The sequence below is a fragment of the Sphingobacterium sp. UBA3519 genome, from assembly GCF_002377215.1.
GTDB lineage: Bacteria > Bacteroidota > Bacteroidia > Sphingobacteriales > Sphingobacteriaceae > Sphingobacterium > Sphingobacterium multivorum.
Genome location: NZ_DFPI01000004.1, coordinates 21,617 through 34,590, shown reverse-complemented (window position 1 = coordinate 34,590; position 12,974 = coordinate 21,617). Strand labels below are relative to the sequence as shown.

At 36.7% G+C, this 12,974-nt stretch carries 11 protein-coding genes; 9 read left to right on the top strand and 2 right to left on the bottom strand.

Annotation, left to right across the window (positions count from 1 at the left end; translation table 11 throughout):
* Window positions 1-154 precede the first annotated feature (154 nt).
* On the bottom strand, window positions 155-511 hold the full coding sequence (locus B3297_RS01850) for a response regulator (RefSeq protein ID WP_286778329.1): 357 nt from the start codon (window positions 509-511) through the stop codon (window positions 155-157).
* A gap of 360 nt (window positions 512-871) precedes the next feature.
* On the opposite strand from B3297_RS01850, the gene B3297_RS01845 reads away from it, so the two are divergent.
* The 4 genes from B3297_RS01845 (at window position 872) to B3297_RS01830 (ending at window position 3,790) form a co-directional block, all read left to right on the top strand.
* The gene (locus B3297_RS01845) at window positions 872-1,879 is read left to right on the top strand and encodes a S41 family peptidase (protein ID WP_286767873.1); all 1,008 of its coding nucleotides are present in this window, start codon (window positions 872-874) and stop codon (window positions 1,877-1,879) included.
* A 202-nt stretch (window positions 1,880-2,081) separates the two neighbouring features.
* Entirely contained in the window at window positions 2,082-2,330 is a 249-nt protein-coding gene (locus B3297_RS01840) for a hypothetical protein (RefSeq protein ID WP_070566561.1), read from the top strand.
* Window positions 2,331-2,999: 669 nt separating this feature from the next.
* Window positions 3,000-3,191, top strand: a complete 192-nt coding sequence (locus B3297_RS01835; protein ID WP_070566563.1) for a cold-shock protein — start codon at window positions 3,000-3,002, stop codon at window positions 3,189-3,191.
* A gap of 239 nt (window positions 3,192-3,430) precedes the next feature.
* Window positions 3,431-3,790: a response regulator gene (locus B3297_RS01830; protein WP_115048386.1), complete on the top strand. Its 360-nt coding sequence runs from the start codon at window positions 3,431-3,433 to the stop codon at window positions 3,788-3,790.
* On the opposite strand, the gene B3297_RS01825 is transcribed toward B3297_RS01830, so the two are convergent.
* On the bottom strand, window positions 3,752-4,102 hold the full coding sequence (locus B3297_RS01825; protein WP_286777268.1) for a hypothetical protein: 351 nt from the start codon (window positions 4,100-4,102) through the stop codon (window positions 3,752-3,754). The two genes, B3297_RS01830 and B3297_RS01825, sit on opposite strands and share 39 nt — an antisense overlap.
* Before the next feature lie 520 nt (window positions 4,103-4,622).
* Between B3297_RS01825 and B3297_RS01820 the strand changes: the two genes are divergently transcribed.
* The 5 genes from B3297_RS01820 to B3297_RS01800 all read left to right on the top strand — a co-directional run bounded on the left by B3297_RS01820 (window position 4,623) and on the right by B3297_RS01800 (window position 12,797).
* Window positions 4,623-5,207, top strand: a complete 585-nt coding sequence (locus B3297_RS01820; RefSeq protein ID WP_158638888.1) for an RNA polymerase sigma factor — start codon at window positions 4,623-4,625, stop codon at window positions 5,205-5,207.
* A gap of 89 nt (window positions 5,208-5,296) precedes the next feature.
* Window positions 5,297-6,412, top strand: a complete 1,116-nt coding sequence (locus B3297_RS01815) for a FecR family protein (protein WP_286778328.1) — start codon at window positions 5,297-5,299, stop codon at window positions 6,410-6,412.
* 172 nt (window positions 6,413-6,584) lie between these two features.
* On the top strand, window positions 6,585-10,079 hold the full coding sequence (locus tag B3297_RS01810) for a SusC/RagA family TonB-linked outer membrane protein (protein ID WP_286778327.1): 3,495 nt from the start codon (window positions 6,585-6,587) through the stop codon (window positions 10,077-10,079).
* Window positions 10,080-10,191: 112 nt separating this feature from the next.
* On the top strand, window positions 10,192-11,529 hold the full coding sequence (locus tag B3297_RS01805; RefSeq protein WP_204991196.1) for a RagB/SusD family nutrient uptake outer membrane protein: 1,338 nt from the start codon (window positions 10,192-10,194) through the stop codon (window positions 11,527-11,529).
* A 35-nt stretch (window positions 11,530-11,564) separates the two neighbouring features.
* Window positions 11,565-12,797 carry a TlpA family protein disulfide reductase gene (locus tag B3297_RS01800; protein ID WP_286778326.1) on the top strand — a complete coding sequence of 411 codons (1,233 nt, stop codon included), beginning with the start codon at window positions 11,565-11,567 and terminating at the stop codon, window positions 12,795-12,797.
* The last annotated feature ends 177 nt before the right edge of the window (window positions 12,798-12,974 follow it).

Genomic DNA, 12,974 nt, shown 5'->3' with positions numbered 1-12,974 from the left:
TTATAAATGTTTGCTTAGGGTAGATCCGATTTAACAAACATTAAGCTAAATTAACAAAGTGACTACCAGCCCGAAACTGCGACTTTAAGTTGGCCGCAATATGTTCTGCCCGCTTTTTTCATGAGAAACCGATACATTTTTAAGTTTGGTCCCCTTACATCACTTTCTCTACTAATTCATAGAGATCGTCAAGTTCAAATGGCTTTGCCAGAAAAGCATCTGCTCCGCATTCGTCGGCTACTCTTGGCGCTCTAGCACTAGCAGACATCATGATAATGGGCATGTGGCTATATTTTTGCCCAGTTTTTAGCTCGCGCACAAGTTCATCACCGGTCAACCAGGGCATCATTAGGTCGATAATCAACAAGTCAGGTTGCACAATTTCAATGAGGGCGATCAGTTCTGTGCTTTTTGATGTGCTGATCACTTCAACGCTGTCACTTTCTAAGGCAATGGCTAATACATCTAAAATAAGAAGTTCATCATCGCAAATGACTATTTTCTTTTTCATTTTTTCGAATCTTTAATACGTTTATAGTTTCCTGAGATGTGCCTTCGTGGTTATACAATAACCGCGTAAACCATTATATAGCAGACTTTGCATCTTGTAAACAGTACACTATAGACAGCCGAGGTTCCACTATAGTTTTAATAAAGACGAATCAAAATCAGCAATAAGATTCATCCGTACTAATGCATCTTTTCTTCGCTGTGTACGCGTGTATTTTCTATTTTTAGTCTATATTTGTAGGATCAACAATTATTAACATTTCTGATTATACACATGAACACACGCGTCCTATTTTTATGGCTATTGCTAAGTTTACCTATCTTAAATTTCGCCCAAAACTGCAATTGTGAATCCAATTTTTTGTGGGTAAAAAAAACGTTTGAAGAGAATGATGCCGGTTTTCAATACATCATCAGCAAGAAAGGCCGGGATGCTTATGAATTGCACAATGCGCTATATCTAAAAAAAGTAAAACAATTGCCCAATAATCAGGAATGTGCTACATTGCTCAATCAATGGATCCGTTTCTTCCGTAATGGACATATCGGCGTAAATTATATTGGAAAAACAAAGAACGTCAAAAAGGCTACCGAACAACATAAACAGCCGATCGAAAAGGACCTGAATCCATTAAACGCCACAAAGCCATTTTTCGAAAAATTAAATGAAAACACGGTTTACCTCCGTATTCCTGATTTTGAAATATCCGAAAAGAAGGCGATTGACAGCCTTATATTGGCCAACCGAGCAACCATCTTATCGACCGAAAACTTTATTATTGACGTCAGAAATAATCCAGGTGGAAGTGATGCGAGTTATGGTAGCCTTATCCCCTTCTTATACACGCAACCGATCAGAACCGTAGGTGCATTATTTTATTCGACTGATTTAAATAATCAACGCATGTTGGAGCTGAGTCAAAACCCCGATTTTGACGAGGAGTCTAAAAAAACATTCAAAAACTACTACGAAAAATTGCAGGCCAATAAAGGTGAGTATGTTGATTTATTCAATAAAAAAGTAAACATAACCAAGCTGGATACCATTCAGCCCTACCCCAAAAACATAGGAATCGTTATCAATGAAAATAACGGGAGCACGACAGAGCAATTTCTATTGACTGCCATGCAAAGTAAAAAGGTAAAATTGTACGGTCGAACAACAAAAGGGATGCTTGATATTTCTAATGTAAATATCGTCACATCTCCTTGTGGCGATATTGAACTGTATTATGGATTATCTAAAAGTTACCGTATTCCGGACTTCCCTGTAGACGATATCGGATTACAACCAGACGTCTTTATTGATAAAACCATTGATCCTAAGAATTGGCTAAATTTTGTGCGCGACCACCTCAATGGAGAATAGAATTAAGATAAAAAGTTTAGTTACATATAATTTTTTTTGTGAGCTGCTTTACGATGGGTATTCCGATGCCTGAATCGCCAAATTTTAGCGCCGGATCCATAAAAGAAGGTACATTTGCGTTAAAATTGTCCGGACGTCGAACAGGTCATCAACTCAACTTGGCACATCCTGTTTCATATTTTTTTTTGTATATTATCTCACTATGAAAATAGTAGACATCACAAAAGACACTTTAATCAGTGCTCAGAAAGAAGGATTTACCGTATTAATCACCAAATTTAATTCCGATCCGTTAAACCCAACCTGGATTGTCGACAAGGTTGAAAAAGACAAAATAGAAGCTAGCAAAAAGGCACTGAGCGAAAGCTACCAGCTATGCTATTCCCTTAAAGAAGCTATTCTAACGGTTGATAACCGCCCCTTCATCGGAAAGTTACAGCTAAGCCATTAATAGCGTTTGGTCAAGGTATAATCCAATGCACAATCAGCAGCATGTATTGATTCATAAAGTAGGTGAGCTAATGCATAACAAAGAGGATTACTGTGAAACATGCGTAAGAATTATTAAAGCATGATATTTTTTTAACCTAGCGGACCAAACTATCCTTAAGTTTGGTCCGCTTCCTATTTCTGCTTTTCCAACTCATTCAATCGCCTAGTGGCCTGATTCAACCTTAAAATCTAAAACTACGCATAGAACGTTTTCTCTATTAAATCTTAACGATCATCAAGTTGAAATGGCTCTGCAAGAAAAGCATCAGCTCCGCATTCGGCGGCAACTCTTTCCCCTCTAGCGCTTACTGACATTGGCAGAAGAAAATAAAAAACTTTGTTTTCCAATAATTTATAACTACATTTGAATAATAATCAGGCTTCTGCCATTACTTCTTCTGACACTTTTGAGTTTACTCTTTCTTCTCAGTCTTCGTTTTTCCAGCTGCTATTTTGTTATCAACATATAAAGTCAATTGCCTTTTTCAGATTGATAGTGTCAATACGAAAAATTGCAAACATCATTTTTTGTTGACAGATCGATTTATCCTTTACTAACGCGTATGGTTAAAGGAAAGGTATGCTGCAAAAGCGTTCTAATAAATACATAATTTAATACATATATACAATGCAACAAGGAACAGTAAAATTCTTTAATGACACCAAAGGTTTTGGTTTTATTACACCAACAGATGGCGGTCAAGATGTTTTCGTACACTCGTCAGGTTTAATCAATCATGTACGTGAAAACGATACTGTAACATTCGATCTAGAGAACGGTAAAAAGGGCATTAACGCAGTTAATGTGCGAATAGCATAATTAAGTAGGAAGTTTAAAAACTTCTTTAAGTTAAGTTCAGCAGATAACATAAATGTTATCTGTTTTTTTTTGTTAAAAAATTAGCCAAAAACGACGACCTAAGCCTCCTAATAGCCTACATTGCTATCAGCTCGCTGATAGCCTTACTTTTGTTCTGTTTCTCGGAACTGAAAATTGCGCGTTCCCCTGTTTTTTGTATCCGCTTTTTTCCTATATTTACGCGATAAATTTCAATAGAAATGACGAAAAAGAAGGCTATAGTTATTCAAGATAATGAAGATATCTTGAATATCATGGATGAGGTCTTAGTTGATGAGGGTTTTGATGTGATTCCATCGCTTACGACTGAACCAATAGAAGAGCTTGCAGATATTGATCCCGACATTCTTATAGTGGATGACCATATTAAAGGAAGTAAAAAAGGATCCGAGGTGATCAAGGAACTCAAAGCTGATCCAGATACCGAAGAGCTTCCATCTGTCCTGACATCGACAGCCAGCGATATTGCAAAAACCGCCGCCGAATGTAAAGCCGACGACTTTATTGAAAAACCCTTTGATTTAGATCATATGGTCGATGTGGTTAAAAGAAATAGTTAAAACAGCATAAAATATACCTGACCTACGGAGCGCTATAAAAGGGACTATACTTGAAACGCAAGTCACATTATACATGCCCGACAAAATAATCTCAAGAATATTTCTCTCCAGATCGCCAAGAAAAAGATCACTGTTTTTACAGGAGTCTCCGGATCGGGCAAGTCGTCTTTGGTCTTTGAAACCATAGGTGCTGAAGCCCAAAGGCAGTTCAGCGAAACACAGGGCAGTTTTATCCGAAACCGGCTGCAGCACATCGGCGTTCCGAATGTGGACAAAATCGACAACCTGAATGTCCCTATTATTATCAATCAAAAAAGATTGGGCGGTAACGCACGCTCGACCGTAGGAACGGCTACCGACATATATGCTTCCCTGCGCTTGCTTTTCTCGCGCATGGGAACACTCTTCCGTTAGCCAAAATATTGGCTATTATAGCTACTTTTATTTCATTTGTCTGCATGTTAAAATTAGTTTAAATGTAACAAGACAAAGTTCCACATCTACGAGCGGTCAGTTGTAGTTGAATCGTGGATATTTCTAACCAAATTGAGGGTAGATTTCAATATGGATAATTCACAAAAATAGATGCTAGCTAAAAACATAATAAATTTGTTTTAAAAGGTCGGTAATTAGATGGTTCAAGTTCCATTTTATAAATGATCAACAAGAGAACAAAACACAAGCGAATAATTTAATCGATGATCCAGTACAATCTAAATTCAGTTTGAAACGGAACAAAACACACTAGCAATGAGCTTCATGCATACTTTCGAAAACCTTTCAAACAAAATGTTTACGAACAAAGCCCTTCAATATTTAAAACTTTCGTATATTGCCGCACCTAATATCTACAACCGTGTACAACAAACTGAGTGATATAGAACTTATTGACCTACTCAATCAGTACGATCATAATGCTTATACAGAAATCTATGAACGATATTGGTCCGTTTTATATGTGCATGCCTTTCGTATATTACAACATGAAGATGAAGCATTGGATTCCATCCAGAATGTTTTTGAGAATTTATGGAATAAGGCTGGAAGTCTCGTCGTGCAATCTTCATTAAAAGCTTATTTATTTACCTCTGTGAGAAACTCTTCCTTAAATGCTATTGAAAAAAGCAAGACACGAAGTATGTATATAGATTCTTTAAATGAATTTGTGGATATTTACCGTTCGTCAACAGAGGAGGAATTATATTTTAAAGAGCTATTAAAAAAATTCGAATCTGAAATCGAAAATTTACCCCCAAAAATGCGTGAGATCTTCTTAAAGAGTAGAAATGAAGGATTGTCTTACAAAAAAATAGCAAAAGAGCTGAATATAACTGAGAACACGGTAAAAACAGTTCTTCACAGAGCAGTTTTACAGTTAAAAAAGAAGCTAAACACACTAATAACATTCCTTTTCTAAAATTTTTTGATTTTTTTTCTAAAATCAACGTATACTTTCACTCTTTCCGCCTGTCTTTATATTATAGAGTTTAGACTATAAAGAAATATATGGACAACAATAAAGCTGAAAAGCTTCTTGAAAGATATAATAAAGGTAAATGTACCATAGAGGAAAAAAAATTAGTTGAAGACTGGTACCTCCATATGCTGAATAAAAATGAGCATATCACAGCATCGTCTGAATTGTATAAAGTAAAAGCCAAATTGGACAGCCGTCTCTTTTACCAAAGAAAATCTAGGGTGTTCTACCGCTATGCTGCCGCTATTCTTGCATTTGCAACATTCACTGGCATACTTTACTATTCACGTGATCTGCTTCAGAAAGCACCAAACCAGAAGATTGATAATAAAGAAATTGCTGCCGGAGGGAATAAAGCTATCCTCATACTCGCAGATGGAAAACAATTTGATCTAAGCTCGTCAAAAATAGGTACTATCACACAACTGAGTGGAATAAAAGTCGACTGCGATACTGTTGGGCAGATAACTTTCAATGTTCAAGATAGATCACTTAAATCTTTCTCTGAAAAGATGAACAGCATTGTAACTCCAAAGGGAGGCCAATATAAAATCATCCTTGAAGATGGCACCAATATTTGGTTGAACGCGCAGTCTATGCTAAAATTTCCTGAAAGATTTGCTAAGGATAACCGCTCGGTCGAACTAGTTGGAGAAGCCTATTTTGAAGTTGCGAAAAATAGAAATAAACCTTTCATTGTTAGGACTAAAGAACAGAATGTAAAAGTACTGGGAACCCATTTTAATATCAGCTCATACGCTGATGAGCGTATAGCCCGTACGACGCTTATTGAAGGCAGCGTCTCAGTAAGCGACAATATCTCACATCGATCTGTTGTATTAAAACCTGGAGAGCAGATCCTGATCAGTGGAAATTCAATAGCAGTCAAAAAAGTAGACACTCAGGTCGATGTGGCCTGGAAAGAAGGAGACTTTATTTTCAAGAATGAAAATATTGAGAGTATTATGCGAAAGGTCTCCCGATGGTACCAAGTAGATGTGGATTTCATAAGCAAGAAGGAAGATATCACCTTCAGCGGTATGATATCCAAATCAAACAATCTGTCAGCTATACTGACAATGCTGGAATCAACAGGACAGATCAAATTTAAATTAACAGGAAGGAGGATATCTATTATAATGTAAACAAATTGATAAACTACTTGAGAAAAGAAATCTGGAATGCGCTAACATCCCAGATCAAAAAACTTTGGATCAAGTAGTTAAATAGAAGCTCGAACTCAATTCAAATCACTAACCCAAATTAATCAAATATATGATTTTTAAATTTATTCCCGTTGAAAGACGGAGATTCTTTATGCGAGTAAATTTATCACTTGTTTGCCTTGTCGCCATGGGGGGGCTCCAGGCATATTCCAAAACCTTTGCGCAGATTTCAATTCAGCGCCAGAACATTACACTGCCACAATTATTTCAGGAAATTCGCAAACAGAGTGGCTACGACTTTTTTTACAAGGAAAGCTTATTGTCGGATAAAGATCCTGTAAATATTCAAATGCAGAATGCCTCTATTGAGAAAATCCTAGATTATTCGCTAAATGGAAAGTCCCTCACTTACGATATCAAAAACAGAATAGTTGTTATTAAACAATTAGAAAATAAGCAGCGAAATATTGTTGGAAGGGTTATCACCGAAGATAGATCGCCTCTATCTGGAGCCAGCATTAAAGTAAAGGGCCAGCCAAGAGTATTTTTTACAGACGAGAATGGTCATTTCTCTATATCCGCATCGAATAAAGTAACAGAACTTATAATTTCATATATCGGCTATAAGGACTGTATTGTCAGGCCCGGTGATGAATTTATGGAGATTAAGATGGCCAAATTGGATAATCAGTTGGCCGAAGTGAATGTAATTTCGACTGGTTACCAGAAGATCAAGAAAGAACAGCTTACGGGTGCTGCCTCCACATTAAGCGAAAAGGACTACCAACAGCGGGTAGCCGTAACCGGTAACTTTCTAGAAAATCTGGAAGGAAAAGTCCCAGGACTAGTCTACAATAGTATTTCTGGAGAACTTTCCATTCGTGGTGTCAGTACTTTTGACGCAGTAAAAAAACCACTTATCGTGTTGGATGGTTTTCCTACTGAAATCGACATAAACTCCATAAACCCAACTGATATCATATCAGTGAGCGTGTTAAGGGATGCAGCCGCCGCTTCAATTTACGGTGTCCAGGCATCAAACGGTGTTATTGTTATAGAAACCAGAAGGGGAAAATCCGGTAAACCAACGTTCACTTTTAGAAACACTTTTGCTTTTGATTCAAAGCCCGATTTCGATTATATGCGCTATCTCGATACAAAGGAATTCATAGACTTACAGCGTGATATGGTCAGTACAGGCGGTGACGATAGATATTTTTACTCAGATTATAACCCAATTGACCAAGTTACAAGTATACTATTCGATCTTAAAGATGGCCTTATAGATAACAAGCTTGCAGAAGAGAAAATTGGCGCTATAGCTTCTTACAACAATCTTGCGGAGTATAAACGGTTATTTTATAGACGTAGACTTGTCAATAACATCAATTTTGATATCAGCGGAGGTACAGAAAAAAGCACATATCTAATTGGTGTCAACCATATCGGAGAAAGAGCTCAGAAAGTAGGTACAGATAATAAAAAAACCATTTTAAATGTTGCCAACACTTACAAGTTCAACAAGAATATTTCATTTGATTTTAAAGGAATTTATTCAAATAACAGAATAAAAAATGGTACTACACCAGATTATAGTGACCTCCTCCCCTTTGAGAGGATTGTCGACGAAAATGGTAATGCACTCCCGGCTACTTTTGGTGAATTCAGAGAAAAATTTTATGTAATAAATAAAGATTATAACGAGAGAGCCCAATCCCTAGGTTTGTATGACCAGCTTTATTACCCATTCGGAGAATTGTCCGCTACGACTCAAAAGACATCACTCAATTCTTTCAGGGCACAAGGCCGCCTTAATGCCAAAATTACTGAGTGGCTAAATATCGATCTTGGCGGCGCTATTGAAAATGAACAGGGTGTGAACGACCTGCTTAAAACAGAAGATTCTTATAGAGTAAGGTATCTGGTAAATACTAAGGCAAAAAAAGATCCAGCAAATGGAACCCCTTTATTCACTGACCTGCCTCAGGGAAATTTTCTGACAAAAGAAACACTTAAAAATACAGCTTACACCCTACGTGCTCAGGCAAATCTCAATTACGAAACAAAAGATAAAAAACATAGTATTTCGGGAATCATTGGTATTGAACAAAGGCAAGTAAAAGCTGAATCATTTAAAACAACATTCTTTGGTTACGATGACCAGTCTCTTATCAATAAACCTGTCAATCTTCAGGTGCTTAATTCAAGGATAGAACCAGCCTTCAAAGAAGTCGGAGACTACGGATCAAGTTTTAATAGCAATGACTATTTTGGAGAAAAATATAGCGACAGAAGGTTCCGTTCATTTTATGGACAAGGAACTTATATGTTCAAGCATAAATATATCGCTACTGGAAGTATCCGTATAGACCAGTCTAATCTGTTCGGAGTAGACGATAAGTATAAAAACAAACCGCTTTGGTCATTAGGAATGAATTGGCGTATGGGCGAAGAGGAATTTATTAAATCTGTTTCCTGGATCAATTCATTACAGATTCGGGCCGCCTCCGGCTTTAACGGCAATGTTCCAAGTAGCTTTAACGGACCTTTCCTGATCCTAACATCCGGACTTAATAATAGGTTTAACACTTCAGAGGTCTTTTATGATGTACTATCACCTGAAAACCAATCCATCCGCTGGGAAACAACAACTAACTACAATCTGGGGTTAGATTATGGATTATTAAAAAATAGAATATCAGGTTCTGTAGACCTTTATTATAAAAGAACAAAAGATGTATTTGGTACGATGTCCGCAGATCCAACATTAGGATTTAACCAATATAGTGCTAATACGGCTTCTATTGAGAATAAAGGTCTTGAAATATTACTGACTAGCGTAAATATTGATAAGAGCATCTTCAAATGGCGAACAAGTGCAACTGCATCCTTCAATAAAAATAGGGTTATTGAAGTACAGGCAAAAGATAAAACATCATCCCTAGATATCATATCAGGCACAGACCTACAGAAAGATTATCCAATGAATGCACTATTCAGTTATAGATACGCTGGACTGAATAATTTAGGACACCCTGGAGTTTACGATAGAAACGGTATTGTGTTAGTTTTAAATACATACGACGATGCCGTCATTGATGTCGATTTTGATGATCTGGTCTACAGTGGCACAACAAATCCCAAGTATGTGATCGGTCTCAATAATCAGTTTTCTGTAGGTTCTTTCGATTTGTCTTTTCTTTTTATGTATTACGGTGGCCATGTTATGAGAGTCCAACAGCCCAATCCTGATGAACTACAGAGCGGAAATGCAATAAAAGGCTCTTCAAACTACTGGAAAAAGCCAGGAGACGAGCTTGTAACAGCAATACCGGGACTCCCTGAGTATGGAACTCCTGAGGACTTTATGTATTCCGCGCGGTATGGGTATACATACGGAGACAGATATGTACGTAAAGCAGACTACATTCGGCTGAGAGATATCATCTTAACCTACAATTTGAAAAATGACTTCCTGCAAAAGGTCGGTCTATCCAATACTCAATTTAGGTTTCAGGTTCAGAATCCATTCAAATATACATTTAGTGGAAATGATATAGACCCCGAATCAATTGATAGACGGACAGGAATAAGGACTCTGCCACAAACTTCATTTTATAGTTTGACATTTTCCACTACATTCTAGCTTTTGTTCGGAAAACAAAAAAGATAAATATCGAAAAATATGACTTTAAATTGGCTAATAAGTTCCATAAAACAGCCAAACCCATCTTCCTGATGGAATAATACATTATAAAATGATGAAAAAAATACTATTGAAATTTTTGATTTTATTAACACTACTAGGTATTCTATCCTGTGGAGACTTTCTGGAAGTAAAGCCCAAAGGTGTAGTCCTGCCGGAAAAATTGACTGACTTTGAAAGCATGTTAAATTCCTTCACAATGACCCAGTCTTTTCCTTCTGCCCTACTTTATTGTACAGATGATTATTATGGCACTTATAGCGCCAAAGATAAAAGTGTCAACGCCAACCTATATTTCTGGCGGGAGGAAAAAGATATTAATGACCAGGTGAGCCCGGTTATCTGGGGGCAATTGTACAGGATCATCTACGATGCAAACGTTATCATCAACAATGTAATGTCTGCTACCGGCAGCAATGATCAAAAGAAAAAAGAAGTGCTGGGAGAGGCTTTATTAGCTCGTGCAGATGCCTATTTTACACTCCTAACAGTGTATGCAAAGAGCTATAATATAAATACTAAAAATACGGACCTAGGACTACCATGGGTAACAACGACAAATGTAACTGATAAAGTCCCCCCAAGAGCATTAATCCAGGATAATATAGACAGTATTGTCAATAACACCCTGCGTGCAATTGACTGTTTGCCATTAAATAATGTAAATCGCTACAGAGCAACAAAAGGTGCCGCAAAAGGATTTCTTTCAAGAGTCTATCTATATATTGCCGACTATACTAATGCCGAAAAATATGCCCTGGAAACTATGGCCGTAGCCCATAAACTAACGGATTATAATACAATTAAGTCAAGTGATGACCTACCTATTGCCGATCTTGATCCTGAAATTTTATGGCAGCGTGGAAGTGAAGATAGAAATGTCCCGGTATTTATGTTGTATTCTGATGAGTTAAAAACATATTTTGATGAAAATGATCTAAGATACAGCATTTTGACGATCAGTAACAACAAAGGAATCAATCGAGGGGGAGCATATGGGGAAGCAAATTTTGGAATAACTTTTCCGGAAGTTTATTTGACCCTTGCTGAACTGGCGGCTCGTTCTAACCGTACCGCTGCTGCTATGGAATATCTAAATATAATCCGGAAAGTTAGAATAAAGGCTTCTGCTTATCAGCCCGCTACTTCACTGAATAAAGATGATGCTTTAAAATTGGTATTGGCAGAAAGGAGACGGGAATTAGCTTTTGGAGCCACACGCTGGATGGATATGAAAAGACTGGATAGAGATGGCCTGATGAAAGACGTCAAACGTATTAACAGGGAAAATTCTGAACTTCAGGAGACATTAACGCCACAAAGTAATCGTTACACTTTTCAGATACCAACTCGGGTGAGAAAATTCAATCCCAACATGCAAGTCAATTAAATGAACATAAAAAAATTAAACAAGATTTTTATCACATGAAAAATATAACACTATTCCTATTTTTATTCTTGAGCATTTCCGCTTTTGCTCAGTCATCTAAGCCAGTCCTTGTTGACGATTTGGTCCCAGAAAAATATAAGATTTCAAATAACTACTTTCCAATTATAAAAGGTAGCTATCTATACAGTATATATGCATTGTCAACAAGTGATTTTATCAGTAAGGCAAGATCGCTACAAAAAGATATCAACGATACTTTTACTAATGAAACGGATACAGTTGCCAAAGCTTTAAAAACAAAAGATGTAAATTATTTCATCAAGGAGGTCGCAGACACTTACCGCAGAGGATATGGAGAAGATTCTGTTTCTTTGGAAGAATACTATAGACTTATTGGAGCAAAAGCAGATAAAAAGCAGCTGGATTCGGCCTATCAAAAAGCATATCCAAAGAAAATGAGCGAAAGTGACAAATTGCTATTGCAAAATTTCATCGCTGAAACTGAAGAAAATGTCAATGATGAGGACATGTTTAAAAGGTCTGCCAGCTACAGGGAATGGTTAGAAAGTAGAATCATCAAATTAAAGCAAACTAAATATAACGAAGAATCCCCCTTAGGGTATGACGGCGAATACATCGTCCAACTGAATGTCATCAATAGAGAAATTACCAACCCATTTATGAGGGAATATCTTAATTTTGACTATACCTGTTCTATTTTAAAAATGGTAAAAAATATTGAAGCGAGAGAACAGGCCTACTCTAATTTTATGAAGGTGGTTGTAAGCCCCTATTATAAAGATGAAGTATCAAAGGTATACGCTAATTTTAGAAAAACAGCTGATAATAAACCATCTCCGGAGTTCAATTTTAAAGATGTAAACAATAAAAGCGTATCCCTTAAAGATTTACGGGGCAAATATGTATACATAGATATCTGGGCAACCTGGTGTGCCCCTTGTAAAGCTGAGATTCCTTATTTGCAGAAGATAGAAAAGTTATATCACAATAAAAAAATATCCTTCGTAAGTATTTCTGTTGACAGAATGAAAGATTATGAAAAATGGTCAACTTATGTAAAATCCAACAACTTAGGGGGAACACAACTTATCGCTGATAAAGACTTTAATTCAGATTTTATAAAAGATTATAACATCAGTGCAATCCCTAGATTTATTTTAATAGCCCCTAATGGAACAATCGTATCTGGAAACGCAAAAAGGCCATCAGACCCGGAACTAAAAAAGCAATTAGATAAAATACTTTAAAATAAAAAGATTAACCTCTTGTGTACGATTAAAAAGTAAACAAGAGGTTCTCTTATGACCACTAATCCTTGAAAATAATGTATATTTCGAGTACTCTTTCCAATATTTATCCATATCGAAATTACGCTCTGGATATACTTGAACAAGCTGACAGATCGTACTCCCGAGGGAAGAGAT